The organism is Frigoribacterium sp. ME-P-080 (assembly GCF_030209595.1).
In the GTDB taxonomy this organism is placed as follows: domain Bacteria; phylum Actinomycetota; class Actinomycetes; order Actinomycetales; family Microbacteriaceae; genus Frigoribacterium.
On record NZ_JARVRR010000003.1, the window covers coordinates 36,531 to 51,740 of the forward strand.

12 protein-coding genes are annotated in these 15,210 nt (G+C 72.9%); 4 read left to right on the forward strand and 8 right to left on the reverse strand.

The features are described 5' to 3' along the window. Positions 1-59: 59 nt before the first annotated feature. The 5 genes from QRN23_RS05390 to QRN23_RS05410 form a co-directional block, all read right to left on the reverse strand. On the reverse strand, positions 60-1,886 hold the full coding sequence (locus QRN23_RS05390) for a choice-of-anchor G family protein (protein WP_285062805.1): 1,827 nt from the start codon (positions 1,884-1,886) through the stop codon (positions 60-62). Continuing rightward, positions 1,883-2,902 carry a hypothetical protein gene (locus QRN23_RS05395; RefSeq protein ID WP_285062806.1) on the reverse strand — a complete coding sequence of 340 codons (1,020 nt, stop codon included), beginning with the start codon at positions 2,900-2,902 and terminating at the stop codon, positions 1,883-1,885. The genes QRN23_RS05390 and QRN23_RS05395 overlap by 4 nt, the downstream gene beginning before the upstream one ends. Positions 2,903-2,910: 8 nt before the next feature. Beyond that, a complete protein-coding gene (locus QRN23_RS05400; protein ID WP_159826335.1) occupies positions 2,911-3,519 on the reverse strand; it encodes a signal peptidase I in 609 nt (202 codons plus the stop codon). A gap of 11 nt (positions 3,520-3,530) precedes the next feature. Further along, positions 3,531-4,286 carry an acyl-CoA dehydrogenase gene (locus QRN23_RS05405; RefSeq protein WP_285062809.1) on the reverse strand — a complete coding sequence of 252 codons (756 nt, stop codon included), beginning with the start codon at positions 4,284-4,286 and terminating at the stop codon, positions 3,531-3,533. A 228-nt stretch (positions 4,287-4,514) separates the two neighbouring features. Continuing rightward, positions 4,515-5,681, reverse strand: coding sequence for a cysteine desulfurase family protein (locus tag QRN23_RS05410; protein ID WP_285062811.1), 1,167 nt, complete (start codon positions 5,679-5,681; stop codon positions 4,515-4,517). Positions 5,682-5,759: 78 nt separating this feature from the next. On the opposite strand from QRN23_RS05410, the gene glgX reads away from it, so the two are divergent. The 3 genes from glgX to QRN23_RS05425 all read left to right on the forward strand — a co-directional run bounded on the left by glgX (position 5,760) and on the right by QRN23_RS05425 (position 9,084). After that, on the forward strand, positions 5,760-7,805 hold the full coding sequence (glgX, locus tag QRN23_RS05415; protein WP_285062813.1) for a glycogen debranching protein GlgX: 2,046 nt from the start codon (positions 5,760-5,762) through the stop codon (positions 7,803-7,805). Then, complete coding sequence (gene ybaK / locus QRN23_RS05420) at positions 7,802-8,305, forward strand: Cys-tRNA(Pro) deacylase (RefSeq protein WP_056046122.1); 504 nt, start codon at positions 7,802-7,804, stop codon at positions 8,303-8,305. The genes glgX and ybaK overlap by 4 nt, the downstream gene beginning before the upstream one ends. A gap of 137 nt (positions 8,306-8,442) precedes the next feature. Next, positions 8,443-9,084 carry a DUF1294 domain-containing protein gene (locus tag QRN23_RS05425; RefSeq protein WP_285062814.1) on the forward strand — a complete coding sequence of 214 codons (642 nt, stop codon included), beginning with the start codon at positions 8,443-8,445 and terminating at the stop codon, positions 9,082-9,084. A 10-nt stretch (positions 9,085-9,094) separates the two neighbouring features. Here the strand turns inward: QRN23_RS05425 and QRN23_RS05430 are convergent, their stop codons facing one another. Genes QRN23_RS05430 through QRN23_RS05440 form a run of 3 tightly spaced genes read right to left on the reverse strand, consistent with a single transcriptional unit; the run spans position 9,095 to position 13,302 of the window. Continuing rightward, entirely contained in the window at positions 9,095-11,212 is a 2,118-nt protein-coding gene (locus tag QRN23_RS05430) for an ABC transporter ATP-binding protein (RefSeq protein WP_056046127.1), read from the reverse strand. After that, positions 11,209-12,306: an ABC transporter permease gene (locus QRN23_RS05435; protein ID WP_159826324.1), complete on the reverse strand. Its 1,098-nt coding sequence runs from the start codon at positions 12,304-12,306 to the stop codon at positions 11,209-11,211. Before QRN23_RS05435 ends, QRN23_RS05430 begins: the two co-directional genes overlap by 4 nt. Before the next feature lie 9 nt (positions 12,307-12,315). Continuing rightward, a complete protein-coding gene (locus tag QRN23_RS05440; RefSeq protein WP_056046129.1) occupies positions 12,316-13,302 on the reverse strand; it encodes an ABC transporter permease in 987 nt (328 codons plus the stop codon). A 219-nt stretch (positions 13,303-13,521) separates the two neighbouring features. Here QRN23_RS05440 and QRN23_RS05445 point away from each other — a divergent pair, with 219 nt between their 5' ends. After that, the gene (locus tag QRN23_RS05445; protein ID WP_159826322.1) at positions 13,522-15,195 is read left to right on the forward strand and encodes an ABC transporter family substrate-binding protein; all 1,674 of its coding nucleotides are present in this window, start codon (positions 13,522-13,524) and stop codon (positions 15,193-15,195) included. Positions 15,196-15,210 lie beyond the last annotated feature (15 nt).

A 15,210-nucleotide genomic window follows, 5' to 3' on the forward strand; every position in this document is an offset into this window, starting at 1 on the left:
GTCTGACGCGAGGCGGCCCGTGAGGCGCGACCCGCGCCTCCTCGGGTCGGAGACGACGACTACCGGGGCACGGTGCTGACGGGTCCCACCCGCGAGGTCGCGAGGTCGAGCGAGGTGACCGTCGTCGCTCCGGCCGACAGGGCCACCCGCAACGCCCCCACCTGGTAGGGGACGGTCGTCCACTTGTCGGGCGGGACGCCGGTCACGACGCCGCCCGGGTAGCCGGCCTGGTCGGGGCGCAGGTTCACCCTCAGCGACAGGACGGACGGCAGACGGGCGGTCAGGGTGCCGAGCGCCGTGAGCACCGGGGCGAGCGTGGTCGAGAGGGTGCTGCCGAGGGTGGTGACCGGCGCGACGAGCGTGGAGCGGACGAGCGTGCCCACCGACGCGAGCAGCGACCCGGCCGAGCCCGTCAACGCGGCGAGCAGCGGGTTCAGCACGTTGCCGAGCAGGGTGGAGAGCGCCCCGCTCAGCACCCGCGTGGTGACCACCGCCGTCGCGGTGGACGGGGACGCGAGCAACTGGCCGAGCGTTCCCCCCATCGCGACGTCGACGGCGAGCACGTCGACGGGGACGCCGAGCACCGTCGCCCGCAACGTCACCGTCAACGCCACCGACAGCTGCGCCGACGACACCGCGGACTGCAGCGCCGCCACGACCCGTTGGGTGAGTCCGTCGAGCATCGACCCGACCGTGGTCGTGATCGACGCCATCGCCGCCGCGCTCAGCACGAGCTCGGTGTTCGGGGCGAGCCCGTTCAGCCCGCCGGGCTGGCCGACCAGCGTGGCCAGGTCGACCGACACCACACCGGTCGACGGGGTGATGGTGACCGTGCCGTCCGTGCTGGTGACCGACCCCGCGAGCACCGGGTCCACCGCCGACTGCAGGGCCAGGCCGGTGAGGGTGACCGAACCCGTGACCCCGCCCAGGCTCAGCAGGTTCGTCAGGCCGTTCACGGTGGCGAGCACGCCGTCCCGGACGGTCCTCGAGATCGTGCCGTTGACGCCCGCCAGGCCGGCGGCGGCCGTGTTCAGGCTCGTGACCGTGCTCGACACCTGACCCGACAGTCCCGCCACCGCCGGGCTGTGCAGCTCGAGGGCGAGACCGGCGATGCCGTAGTCGCGGGTCACCCCCGTCACGCTGCCGTCGCCCCAGATGCGGCTCTCGAGGGCTCGGCAGCCGTCGAGGGTCGCCGTCGACGCCACCGCGCCCACGGTCAGGTCGGCCCGGTCGAGGGCGGTCGAGGCGGGCAGCACCGAGGTGAGGCCGATGCGGGCGGGACCGGGCAGTGACGAGGCGGGGGTCGTCGGCGTCACGCCGAGCCCGCCCGAGTCGCTCACCAGGCCCGCGGCGGCCGCCGCCGTGCCGGTCGGGGCGACCCGCGTGAACTGGTTCAGGGCTCCGGCCGACCCCGCCGGCAGGTTCGTGCCGAGCCCGGTCAGGTCGAGGCCGACGAGACCCGACCCCGCGCTCGCCGACAGGGGATTGCGGAACGTCGTCGTGCCTCCCGCGTCCGTGGTCGGGGCGGGCGATGCCGGCACCGCGGTGACGACGCCGGAGCGGGTGCGCGTCAGGTCCGCCCCACGCACGGCCGCGACGGTGTCGAGGTCGGTGCCGGCCAGGCTGCCGCGCACGAACCGGCTGGACGCGGCGGCGGCGTACCCGGTGTCGGTGCCGCAGGTGAACCTCGTGGTGCCGACGAGCCCGTACGTGCGCTCGGAGTCGGTCCAGGCGGCGGTCGTCACGGGCGGCGGGGGCACGATGACGGCACCCACGACGGCGACGACGGCCGCCACGGCGACGACGGCCCGTCGCGCGGTGAGCGCCGCGACGAGGCGGGCGACACCCGTGGGGCGACGGCGACGGCGGCCGTGCGTGCCGGTCACGACGTCACCGCCCGGCGTCGTCCGCGGAGGTGCAGCGAGAGGCCGACGACCAGGGCACCGGCACCCGCGATGGCCGGGCCGGACGAGAGGCCGCCGGTGAAGGCGAGCGCCCGCGGGGCGTCCACGCCGCTGAGGGTCACGTCGACGGGGCGCCCGTCGCCGGCGGAGTCGATGACGGGGGCGACGCCGCCGGGGCCGGTGCCGGTGCCGCCGGTGCCGGGCGCCGCCGGGTCCGCCCCGCCCGGGCCGGGACCGGCCGGGTCGCCGGGCACGGCGGTCGTGACGGTCGGCTCGGGCTCGGGCTCGGGCTCGGGCTCGGCTGGGAGGGTCGCGACGGGGTCCAGCGCCGTCGCCGTGATGCCGACGCCGACCCGGGCGCTCCGGCCCATGGACGAGGCGTCGTCGCCGCGCCCACCGGCGAGACCGAGGCTGACGAGCACGAAGACCCGGCCCGAGCCCCCGACCGAGCGCACCGGCCACGAGGGACTGCCGTCGACGAACGCGGAGGCGCGGGTCGGGGCGGTCACGGTCCGTGCCCCGGTCGCGCAGAGCGGCGTCGTCTCGACCCGCTGCCACTCGACGTCGCAGGTCTCGACCCCCAGCGTGAATCCGGCCTCGTCGTCGACGAGCGACCCCGAGCTGACGAGCTCGAGGCCGAGTGCCACCCGGTCGCCGGTCGTGACGTCGGTCGCGATCTGCCAGCGGCCCGGGGCCGCGGGCGCGATGTCCTCGGTGCCGGTCAGTTCGTCGGCCAGCACGAGGTGGCCGTCGAGGCCGGTCTCGGGCACGGGTTCGAGGGCACGGGCGGTGCCGGCCTGGACGGTGAGGGCCCCGCCGAGCACGAACGCGGCCGTCCCCACGACGGCCAGGAGCGTCGTCGCGGCGCGGTGCCCGCGGGTCGTGGGTCCGCGGTGCGCACCGCGGCCGTCGTGCGCACCGCGGCCGTCGTGCGCACCGCGGCCGTGGTGCTCGCCGGCCGGTCCGCCGGGCGCGCCGCCACTCGACTCCCCGTCCACGGTCGTCCTCACCCTCGGCGGACGGCGCCGCGTCGCGTCGGCCAGAAGGCCAGCACGACGGCGGCACCGACGACGGCGACCGCGAGCCCGCGGGCCGGCGGGGTCGACATCGTCGTCAGGACGAAGCCGAGGCCCGGGGCCGAGGCGACGACGATCCGGGCGTCGCGCACGACGTAGGGGTCGCGGTCGTCCGAGTCGTTGGCGTCGCCCCGCAGCACGAGGGAGCGCGCGGCGGCGTCGCCGGGCACGGCGGTGGTCGAGACCACCCGGTGGGTCACGGGGACGTCGAAGCCGGGTCGGGGCACCGTGACCACGTCGCCGGGCCGCACGTCGGCCGCCGCGATCGCCCGGGTGACGACGGCGCCGCCCGCGGGCACGGTGGGACTCATCGAGCCGGTCAGGACGACCACGAGCGAGAGGCCGAGGACCGTCGAGACGGCGAGCCAGAGGAGGCAGACCGCGCCGACGAGGCCGACCACCGACAGCAGGAGCGTGCTGACGACGTCGACCGGTCGGCGGCGAGGGCGTCGGCGACGGCGCTCACGGCGATCCGCCCGGCGCGGCTCGACCTCGGGGCCCCGACGTTCCGCCCGGGGCCGGGTCACGGTGTCGACCACCGGTCGGCCCGTCACTCGACGCTGGTCGAGGCGAACTCCCACGCCGGGGCGGCGGTACGGCCCTGGAGCGTCGAGCTCGCCGACGTGGCGGCACTCGCCGGCAGGGTCACCTCGAAGCAGTAGAACTGCGTGGTGCCGGACGCGGCGGCGAGTCGTTGGGTGGCCGTGGCGCCCGTCGTCGAGAGCGAACCCGTGGCGATGGTCGTCGGCGCGGTGAACGCGGCGGCGGTGCAGGTCGGCGCGGCACCCCCGGCCGTGACCTCGACGGTCGCGACGCGGACGGTCAGGGCGCTGAAGAGCGCTCCCCCGGCATCGGCCACGGTCACGCCGGTGGCGGGCACCGCGGCCCGGACCTGCACGTCGGCGGGGACGCTCGTCGTGGCCGTCGTCCGCAGGGCCACGCCCGAGTAGACGCTCTCGCCCGGGCTGAGGGTCTGCGCGCCCGGCGTGAAGACCGTGCCGCGACCCGGTGCGGTCTCGTAGTCGGAGAAGCCCGCCGTGTAGGGCGAGGTGACGCTCTGCTGCACCTCGAACGTGCCGGTGCCTATGCCGGGGCCGCCCGTGCCGTCCCCGGCGTAGACCCACTCGCTGTCGGTCCAGGCCGCGACGGTGTAGCCGAGTCCGCCGACGACCAGCGCACCGCCCGCGGCGAGCGCCGCGACCTTGCGGAGGCGACGAGGTCTCGGCGCCGACCGGTCGAGCGCCTCGACGTCGTCGCGCGGGACCTCGCCGTGAGGGGTGTCGGAGGCAGAGCGGTGCTGCGACATGGTGGTGCTCCTGATCCGCGTCGCCTGGTGGGGGCGGCGCTCGGGGTGGTGCGATGGACGCCCGTGGTGAGCGGGCGGCGGGCCGGGATGCGGCGGCGGCGCGGGGTGGTGGGGCCCGGCCGGTGAGGCGTGCTCACGTGTGTTGGGGACGAGTACACCACCCCCGCGTGGGGGCGACAACCCACCCGTTCGGGGGTCGTGGCCGGGGTGCCCTGCCCGGCGGCCGGATCAGCGGGCGCCGAGCACCGGGGCGCGGTCGGCGTAACCGGCCGTCGTGGCGCGCGCGACGGCGGTCGGGAGCGCCGCGAGCAGCGCGTCGACGTCGGCCTCGGTGCTCGTGTGGCCGATCGTCATGCGGAGCGCACCGCGGGCCGCGTCCGCCGGCAGGCCCATGCCGAGCAGCACGTGCGACGGTTCGGGGATGCCCGCCTGGCAGGCCGATCCGGTCGAGACGCTGACCCCGGCGGCGTCGAGCAGGAACAGCAACGAGTCGCCCTCGCACCCGTCGAAGGTGAAGTGGGCGTTGCCGGGCAGCCGGTCGACGGGGTCGCCCCGCAGCACGGCCCCGGGCACCGACGCCAGCACCCCGGCGATCAGCCGGTCCCGCAGCGGCTCGTAGGCCCCGTGCGGCTGCTCGGCCGCCACGGCGAAGGCGACCGCGGCCGGGGCGTCCTGCGTTCCCGAGCGCACCTGTCGCTGCTGTCCGCCCCCGTGGATCAGGGGGACGACGGTCGCCGACCGCGACAGCACGAGCGCACCGATGCCGATGGGCCCGCCGATCTTGTGGGCGCTGACGCTGAGCGCCGCGAGCCCGGAGGCCGCGAAGTCGATCGGCACCTGCCCGTAGGCCGCGACGGCGTCCGAGTGCACCGGCACCCCGTGGGCGGCGGCGAGCGCCACGACCTCGTCGACGGGCTGCATCGTGCCGACCTCGTTGTTGGCCCAGAGCAGGCTGACCAGGGCGACGTCGTCGTGCTCGTCGAGGGCCGCGGCGAGGGCGTCGACGCGCAGCCGGCCCTGCTCGTCGAGCGGCAGCCAGGTGACGACGGCGCCCTCGTACCGTTCGAGCCACTCGACGGTGTCGACGGTGGCGTGGTGCTCGCCGGCGGGGACGAGGAGGCGCGGCCGGGGTCGGTCGGACTGCCTCGCCCACCACAGTCCCTTGATCGCGAGGTTGACCGCCTCGGTGCCGCCCGAGGTGAAGACGATCTCGATCGGGTCGCAGCCGAGGGTCGTGGCCACGCGCTCACGGGCCTCTTCGAGGACGCGCTTGGCGTTCTGGCCGGCCGAGTGGATGGACGACGGGTTGCCGACCGTGCCGAGCGCCTCGGCGTAGGCGGCGATCGCCGCCGGGTGCATCGGCGTGGTGGCCGCGTGGTCGAGGTAGACGCTCATGTTCGGGTCCTCAGGATGGGTGGGGCGGTGACGCTCGATGATTTCGGGGCCGACACGCGCCTCCTCTACTGTAAACGCGTGACCGACCCCGACCCCCTGCGCGATCTCGGCATCCGTTCCGGCCCCGACGGGCCGACGCTGCGCGTCTGGTCCGCGTCGGCGTCCCGGATCGACGTCGTGATCGACGACGCCCCGCACGACCGTGTCGTCCCGATGGTCCGCGACGCACACGACGTGTGGAGCGCCACCGACGGCGCCCTCACCCCCGGGCGGCGGTACTGGCTGCGGGCGGACGGCCCCGCCGGGGGCGGCAACGCCTTCGACCCCTCGCTCGAGCTGCTCGATCCCTACGCGCGCGGGCTCGGTCGCACCGGACGCGGCACGTGGCAGTCGGCCGTCGTCGACGAGTCGTTCGACTGGGGTGGGGTGTCCAAGCCCCGCACGCCGCTCGACCGGGTGGTGGTCTACGAGGCGCACGTCCGCGGCCTCACCCGCCTGGCCCCCTTCGTGCCCGAAGAGCTGCGCGGCAGCTACGCCGGCCTCGCCGCCGAGTCGACCATCGCCTACCTGACCGGCCTCGGCGTGACGGCGGTGCAGCTGTTGCCCGTGCACCAGCACGTCGACGAGCAGCGCCTCGTCGCGCAGGGCATCGAGAACTACTGGGGCTACAACACCCTCGGCTACTTCGCCCCGCACGCCGCCTACGCCAGCCGCGACGCGCAGCTCGCCGGCGCCTCGGCGATCCTCCGCGAGTTCAAGGGCATGGTGCGCCTGCTGCACGAGGCCGGCATCGAGGTCTACCTCGACGTGGTCTACAACCACACGGCCGAAGAGGGCGAGGTCGGCGGCCCGGTCACGAGCCTGCGCGGTCTCGACGGCTCCGGCTACTACCGACACGACGCCGAGGGTCGGCCGGTCGACGTGACGGGGTGCGGCAACTCGCTCGACACGAGCACGCCGGCCGCCTCGCGGCTCGTCCTCGACTCCCTGCGGTACTGGGCCGACGAGGTGCAGATCGACGGCTTCCGCTTCGACCTCGCCGCCACCCTCGGACGCGGCGCGGACCACGTCTTCGACCCCGATCACCCGCTGCTGAGCGCGATCGTGGACGATCCGGCGCTCGAGGGCGTCAAGATGATCGCCGAGCCGTGGGACGTCGGCATGGGCGGCTGGCAGACCGGCGCCTTCCCCGACGGCTGGATCGAGTGGAACGACCGGTTCCGCAACCGGGCCCGCGACTTCTGGCTGACCGACATCGCCGCGGCCCGGTCGCAGGGCGCACCCCCGTCCGGGCTCGGCAGCTTCGCGTCGAAGCTCAGCGGGTCGAGCAACATCTACGCCCACGAGCGCGGTCCGTTGTCGGGCGTGAACTTCGTCACGGCGCACGACGGCTTCACGCTGCTCGACCTCGTGTCGTACGACGGCAAGCACAACCTCAGCAACGGCGAGGACAACCGCGACGGCACCGACGACAACCGCTCGTTCAACCACGGCGTCGAGGGCGACAGCGTCAACCCCTGGATCTCGGACGCCCGGCGCCGCTCGATGCGCAACCTGCTCGCCACCCTCTTCGTGTCGGCCGGCATCCCCATGCTGACCGCCGGCGACGAACGCGGCCGCACCCAGCACGGCAACAACAACGCCTACTGCACCGACAGCGAGCTCACCTGGGTCGACTGGTCCGACGAACCCTGGCACCGGGACCTGCACGACGACGTCGCCACGCTCTCCCGGCTGCGAGCCGAGAACCCCGCCCTGCGCCCGTCGCGGTTCGGCCTCGACGGCGCATGCACGCTCAGCGCCAACGAGATGTCGTGGCACTCGGCCTCGGGCGACGAGATGCGTCCCGACGAGTGGAACGACCCCGGCGTCCGCACGATGCAGTACCTCGCGACCTCGACGCCCGAGCACGAGGCGCCGAACACGGTCCTCGTCGTGGTACACGGGGCCGAGACCGCCGTCTCGGTGACGCTCCCCCGACACCACGGGATGACGGCGTACGAGGCCCTGTGGTCGAGCGACGACCGCAGCCTGCCGCAGGCGACGGCCCCCGGTGACGACCTGCTCGTCTCGGGGCCGACCGTGGTGGTGTTCCGCGCCACGACGACCGAGGTGGCCTCGTGACCAGCAAGGCGTCCGGAGGGGCGCGCGGCCCCGCCACGCCGGCCACCGTCGCGCTCACCACGGCCGGCATCCCTTTCACGGCCCACACCTACGAACACCACGACACGGCGACGAACTTCGGCGAGGAGGCCGCCGCCGAGCTCGGCCTCTCGGCGGAACGCGTCTTCAAGACCCTCGTGGTCGACGCCGAGGGCACCCTCGTGGTGGGCGTCGTCCCCGTCTCGGGTCGCCTCGACCTCAAGGCGCTCGCGGCCGCCGTCGGGGCCAAGAAGGCCTCGCTGGCCGACCCCGCCCTGGTCGAACGCCGCACGGGCTACGTCGTGGGCGGCATCAGCCCGCTCGGGCAGCGGACCGCCGCGACGACCGTGGTCGACGCGAGCGCCGCCTCCTTCGCCTCGGTCTTCGTCAGCGGCGGGAGGCGCGGGTTCGACATCGAGATCGCACCCGACGACCTCGTGCGCGCCACCGGCGGCTCCTACGCGGCGATCCGTCGCGACTGACCCGCGCCGCGCCTCCTCGGATCTGCGGCCACGCCGCCACGAAGTGAACGATCCGCCACGCGAAAACGTGGCGGGATGTCGCCCTCGTGGCGGGATGGCCGAATGCGGCACGGGCGACGCGGGCTAGGGTCGGGCGCATGACCGGCAGCCCGGCCCGGGTCGAGGGCACGCTCACCTCGTGGGACGACGACCGCGGCTTCGGGTTCCTCACCCCGGCCTCGGGGCGCGGCCGCGCGTTCGTCCACATCACGGCGTTCGGTCGCGGCACCGCTCGACCACGGCTCGGCGAGACGTTCTCGTACGAGGTCGACCGCCACGGTGACCGAGGCCCGGCGGCCGTACGGGTGGCCGCCGTGGGCTCGCGCTGGTCGGCACCACGTGCCCGGGCGCCCCGTCCCACGCGGTCCGGCAAGGTCGCCCTCGTCGTCGGGCTGGTGGTCGCGCTCGGCGTCGCCGCAGCCGCCTGGGCCCTGACCCGCGACTCGACGTCCCCGCAACTCGACGGACTCGCGCCCTGGCTGGTCGGCGGACTCGTCGGCGTCAACGCGCTGACGGCCCTCGTCTACGCACTCGACAAGTCCGCCGCCCGTCGAGGACGACGCCGCGTGCCCGAACGCGTCCTGCTGCTGCTCGGCCTGCTCGGCGGCTGGCCCGGGGCCCTCGCCGCACAACAACTGCTGCGGCACAAGACGAGCAAGCGGTCGTTCCAGGTCGCCTTCTGGGGCACGGTCGCCGTGAACGTGGCGGTCGTCACCGCGGCCTCCGCGCTCGTCGGCTAGCGTCCGAGCCTCAGACCAGCTGCTTCTCGCGGGCGAAGTGGCACGCCGCCGTGTGGTCGGCACCGTCGCGTCCGTGCGGCAGCATCGCGGGGACCTCGTCCTCGCAGCGCGACCGCTGGGCCTCGGGCAGCATCGCGTAGAGCGGGCAGCGGCTGCGGAACCGGCAGCCGGTCTGCTTGACGGTCGGCGTGGGCGGGTCACCCGGCAGCACGATGTGCTCGCGTGCCCGCTCCTTGACGGGGTCGGGCACCGGCACGGCCGACAGCAGTGCCTGCGTGTACGGGTGCAGCGGGTGCTCGAACACCTCGTCGACCGGTCCCGTCTCGACGGTGCGGCCGAGGTACATCACCGTGACGCGGTCGGCCACGTGACGGATGACCGAGAGGTCGTGCGACACGAAGAGGTACGACAGGTCGAGCTTCGCCTTGAGCTCGGCCAGCAGGTTCAGCACGCCGGCCTGGATCGACACGTCCAGCGCCGACACCGGCTCGTCGAGCACGATGAGCTTCGGATCGGCGGCGAGCGCCCGCGCGATCGAGATGCGCTGCCGCTGGCCACCCGAGAACTCGTGGGGGTAGCGCGTCGCGGCGGCGGGCTCGAGCCCGACGAGGCGCATCAGCTCGGGCACCCGACGCGACACCTCGTCGCGGGGCCGACCGATCGCGAGCAACGGCTCGGCGATGATGTCGCTGACCGGCTGCCTCGGGTCGAGGCTGGCCATCGGGTCCTGGAAGACCATGGACACGGCACCGCGCAGCCTCTTCACCGTCGACCCGTCGAGCTTTCGGTCGAGGGCCGTGCCGAGCAGCTCGATGGTGCCGGCCTCGGGCACCCGGAGGTCCATGATCTCGTGCAGCGTCGTGCTCTTGCCCGAGCCGGACTCGCCGACCAGGCCGAGGGTCTCGCCCTCGCGCACGTCGAGGTCGACCCCGTCGACCGCCCAGACGCTGCCCACGCGTCGCTTGAAGACCGACCCCTTGGTGAGCGGGAACGTCTTGACGAGCCCGTCGACGTGCAGCACCCGGTCCCGCTCCGCCCGCGGGACGGCAGCGAGGCCCGAGGTCGGCACGGGCGGCAGGTCGTAGACGTCCTCGGGGTCGGTGCCCTCCCCCACCAGCTGGTCGGCGTGCAGGCAGGCCGCGCGGTGACCCGCCTCGACCGCCGGAGCCTGCTCGAGCGCGGGCTCGTCGACCCGGCACTCGGCCGTCGCCAGGGGGCACCGCGCCGCGAACGGGCAGCCCGGCGCCAGCGACAACAGCGACGGCGGTGTGCCGGGGATCGGCACGAGCGGCTGGTCCGACCGTTGGTCGAGGCGCGGCAGCGCGCCGATGAGACCCACGGTGTAGGGCATGCGCGGGTGGGCGAAGAGGTCGTCGGCCGTCGCCGTCTCGACGACGCGGCCGGCGTACATCACGGCGATGCGGTCGGCGAACCCGGCGATGACGCCGAGGTCGTGGCTGACGAACAGCAGCGCGGCCCCGGTCTCGCGCTGCGCCGTGCGCAGCACCGAGATGACCTGGGCCTGGATCGTCACGTCGAGGGCCGTGGTCGGCTCGTCGGCGAGGATGACGTCGGGGTCGTTCGCGATCGCCATGGCGATCATCGCGCGCTGCCGCATGCCGCCCGAGAACTCGTGCGGGAACGAGTCGACGCGTCGCTCCGGCTCGGGGATGCCCACGAGCCCCAGCAGCTCGATCGCCCGCTCACGAGCCTGCTTCTTCGTGCCGCCGCGGTGGATCAGGACGGTCTCGGCGATCTGCTGACCGACCGTGTACACCGGGGTGAACGCCGAGAGCGGGTCCTGGAAGACCATCGCGATCCGTTTGCCGCGGATCGCCGACATCGCCTTGTCGCCGCGGCCGAGCAGTTCTTCGCCGTCGAGCGTGATCGACCCCGTCACCTTGGCCGTGGCGGGCAGCAGGCCGAGCACGGCCAGGCTCGTGACCGACTTGCCCGAGCCCGACTCGCCCACGATGCCGAGCACCTCGCCGCGGCGCAGCGTCAGGTCGACGCCGCGCACGGCGCGCACGTCGCCGTCCGGGGTCGGGAAGGTCACGGTGAGGTCGTGCACCTCGAGCACCGGAGCCGAGGAGGCGCGGGTGCGGTCGACCGGTTCGGTGAGCGTCATGCGCGCTCCCCCTTCTCGTCGTTCGTACGGGTCGGCGCCGGCGAGCCGACGTCGGCCCCGGGGGCGGGGCTCGCGGCCTCGGAGACGCCGCCGGTGCGCCCGAGCGGCACCGCGCCTCCTCGGCTCTCGGCCGTCCGCCCGCGGGTGGGACGGCGACGACCGGTGCGCCCGGCCGTCGAGGTCGGGTCGAGCGCGTCCCGCAGCCCGTCACCCAGCAGGTTGCTGGCGAGGGCGAAGACGATCAGCGCACCGGCCGCGAAGAAGAACAGCCACGGCTTGGTGGTCGCCGCGCTCTGGTTCTGGGCGATCAGCGTGCCGAGCGAGACGTCGGGCGGCTGCACGCCGAAGCCGAAGTACGACAGCCCGGACTCGGTGAGCACCGCGGCCCCGATGGCGATGGTGGCGTCGATCACGAGGAACGAGGCCACGTTCGGCAGGATGTGCCGCACGATGATGGTGAAGTGGCCGATGCCCATGTACCGGGCGGCGCGGATGAACTCGCGCTCCTTGATGCTGAGGGTGAGCGAGCGCACCACGCGGGCCGTGATCATCCAGCCGAACAGGGCGAGCAGGGCCACCAGGATCAACCAGCCGTACTGCTTGAGGCGCGGCGACAGGATCGCGATGATCAGGAACGACGGCAGCACGAGCAGCAGGTCGACGAAGACCATCACGGCCCGGTCGATCCAGCCGCCGAAGTAGCCGGCCATCGCGCCGAGCATGCCCGCGATCACCGTCGAGAACAGGGCGACCAGCAGGCCGATCAGCAGCGACTTCTGCAGGCCGCGCGCGGTCTGCGCGAAGACGTCCTGGCCGATGTTGTTCGTGCCGAACCAGTGCGCCCCGGTCGGCGGCGACGACAGGGCCGTGTAGTCGATGTAGTTGTAGGCGTACGGCGAGACGAGCGGGCCGACGAAGGCGAAGACGAAGAGCAGCACGATCGTCACGAGCCCGACGGTGGCCCCGCGGTTGGCGAACAGGCGACGGAAGGTCAGCGCGAAGCGGTTCGTCGACGTGGCGGCGACCTCTTCTCGCGACTCGGGCACGACGGCGTCGGACGGCCCCTCGAGCAGGTCGGGTGTGAACCGGGTCATGGCGCGGCCCTACTTCTGCGCTCGGACGCGCGGGTCGAGCACCGCGTTGAGCACGTCCGACACGAAGCCGGCGAGCAGCACGACGACGGCGCTGTAGAGGGTGTAGGTGACGACGACGTTGATGTCGTTGGCCTGGACGGCGTCGATGAACCAGGCGCCGAGGCCGTTCCAGGCGAAGATCTTCTCGGTGAAGGTCGCACCGGTCAGCACCCCGAGGAACGCGAAGGCGAACAGCGTCGTCATCGGGATGAGCGCGGTGCGCAGCCCGTGCTTGAAGATCGCCGGCCGACGTCGCAGGCCCTTGGCCCGGGCGGTGCGGATGTAGTCGGCCTGCAGCACGTCGAGCATCGTCGCCCGTTGGTACCGGCTGTAGACGGCGATCAGGCCGACGCCGATCGAGATGGTGGGCAGCAGCAGGTGGGCGATGCGGTCCCAGGCGATCGTGCCGAGCCCGCCGGTCAGGTTGGGCGTCGCCTCGCCCGTGAAGGTGATCAGCTGGTACCCCAGGACGTCGTTGAGCTTCGTCGCCCCGATCTTGAGCAGCACCGCCGTGAGGAACACCGGCGTCGAGATCAGGACGAACGACAGCACCGACGACACGCGGTCCGAGAACGCGTACTGCCGGATGGCGTTCCAGGTGCCGACCACGACGGCCAGCACGATGCCGAGGATCGATCCCACCAGCAGGAGGCGCAGGCTGACGCCCAGCCTCGGCCCGAACTCCTGCGCCACCGGCTTGTCCTGGATGGTCTGCCCGAGGTCGCCCGTGAGGGCGCCGCCGACCCAGTGCACGTAGCGCTCGCCGAGAGGGTCCTTGTCGTTGACCCCGATCGAGCTGAGCTTCGCGTCGACGATCTCGGTGGACGGACGCGGGTTGCGGTCGGCGTAGACGGAGCGCGGGTTGAGGGTCGCCGAGGCGAGGAAGTAGGTGAGCGACGTCGCGATGAAGACCAGGGCGACGTAGTACACCAGCCGGCGGGCGAGGAATCGAGCCATGGCAGATCACACTAGACGTACCCCGCGGCCCGACCAGCTGGCCAGGTTTCGAGCGTGTAACAAATTCACATGAAAGTTTGCGTGGATTCAAGGCGTCCGTACATTTGGGCACACGCGGTCAGCTCTCGGGAGGTGTCGCGACGCGTGCCCGCACGAGTCGACGACGATGCAGCATCCCGTCTGATCAGCACTTTTCACCACCCTTCAGTTCGGAGTGCCATGAAGATCACGAAGAAGCTCGGCCTCGCGGCCGGCCTCGTCAGCATCGCTCTCGTCGTCACGGCGTGCAGCGGTGGCGGCGGCAACGACGGCGACGGAGCCGCGAAGAACGGCCAGTTGTCCCCCGACGGCGACATCAACGCCACGGCGGCGGCCGATGTCGAGCAGGGCGGGACGCTGACCCTGCCGCTCAGCCAGCTGCCCTCGCAGTGGAACTACGGCCAGCTCGACGGCGCCCTGGCCGACGCCTCGCTGATCGAGAGCGCCGTGCTGCCCCAGCCGTTCCGCATCGACGAGAAGGGCGTCGCGCAGATCGACGAGAACCTCGTCACGAGCGCCGAGGCCACCAGCGAGGACCCGCTGGTCGTGACCTACGACATCAACCCCGACGCGGTGTGGAACGACGGCACCCCGATCACGGTCGCCGACTTCCAGGCCTGGAAGACCGCACTCGACGGTTCGAACCCCGAGTACCTCGTCGGCAGCACCCTCGGCCCCGACCGCATGGCCTCCGTCGAGGCCGGCTCGAGCGACAAGCAGGTCGTCGTGACCTACGCCGAGCCGTTCTCGGACTGGAAGAGCATGTTCGCCCCGCTCTACCCCGCGAGCCTCTACAACGACCCGAACGCCTTCAACACGGCCTACGTCGACACCCTGCCCGTCTCGGGCGGCCCCTACGAGGTCGAGAAGATCGACACGACCGCCCAGACGGTCACGATCGTGCCCAACGAGACCTGGTGGGGCGACGCCCCGAAGCTGGACTCGGTGGTCTTCCGCGCCCTCGACAGCGACGCCGACGTCGACGCCTACCTGAACGGTGAGATCGACTTCGTCACGGGCAACTCGTCGGAGCGCTACGACCGCCTGAAGGACGCGAAGGACACCGACATCCGGGCGGCACCGTCGGCTCGCTACACGCACGTCGACTTCAGCACCAAGGGCGTGCTCGCCGACGAGAAGATCCGTCAGGCGATCCAGCACGCGGTCGACCGCGAGGCGCTCGGCAAGGTCATCACGGGCACCCTGCCCTACGAGCTGACCACGCTGAACAACCACCTGTTCCTCAGCACCGACGGCGCCTACCAGGACAACGCGAAGGAGACCGGGAACTACGACGTCGACGAGGCGAAGAAGATCCTGGCCGACGACGGGTGGGAGCTGAACGGCGACGTGCTCGAGAAGGACGGGAAGCAGCTCGAGATCGCCGTGACGATCCCGTCCGGCACGCCCATCTCGCAGCAGCTGTCCGAGGTCATGCAGAGCCAGCTCGCCGCGGTCGGCATCAAGCTGACGATCAACGCCGTCAGCGTCGACTCGTTCTTCGAGGACAACGTCACCCCGGGCAACTACGACATGACGATCTTCGTCTGGGCCGGTACCGGCTACCAGGCGTCCGGCGTCAGCATCTACAACTCGGACGAGCAGGGCCAGAACTACGGTCGCGTCTCGAGCCCCGAGATCGACGACCTGCTCAGCCAGGCCGTCGCCGAGGGCGATCCCGAGAAGGCCGCCGACCTGTACAACCAGGCCGACGAGAAGATCTGGGAGATCGGGCACTCGATGCCGATCATCCAGGCGCCGTACATCTCGTTCCAGAGCCCCGAGCTCGCGAACTTCGGCGCCCGCGCCGGTGCCAGCGACGTGGACTGGACGGTCGTCGGCTTCACGAAGTAGACGCCTCCCCCGGGC

Bases quoted from the DNA above. Each gene is read 5' to 3' on its own strand.
- QRN23_RS05445 (WP_159826322.1), top strand. From the start codon at position 13,522: ATGAAGATCACGAAGAAGCTCGGCCTCGCGGCCGGCCTCGTCAGCATC.
- QRN23_RS05405 (WP_285062809.1), bottom strand. From the start codon at position 4,286: ATGTCGCAGCACCGCTCTGCCTCCGACACCCCTCACGGCGAGGTCCCG.
- QRN23_RS05430 (WP_056046127.1), bottom strand. From the start codon at position 11,212: ATGACGCTCACCGAACCGGTCGACCGCACCCGCGCCTCCTCGGCTCCG.
- QRN23_RS05435 (WP_159826324.1), bottom strand. From the start codon at position 12,306: ATGACCCGGTTCACACCCGACCTGCTCGAGGGGCCGTCCGACGCCGTC.
- QRN23_RS05440 (WP_056046129.1), bottom strand. From the start codon at position 13,302: ATGGCTCGATTCCTCGCCCGCCGGCTGGTGTACTACGTCGCCCTGGTC.
- QRN23_RS05410 (WP_285062811.1), bottom strand. From the start codon at position 5,681: ATGAGCGTCTACCTCGACCACGCGGCCACCACGCCGATGCACCCGGCG.
- QRN23_RS05425 (WP_285062814.1), top strand. From the start codon at position 8,443: ATGACCGGCAGCCCGGCCCGGGTCGAGGGCACGCTCACCTCGTGGGAC.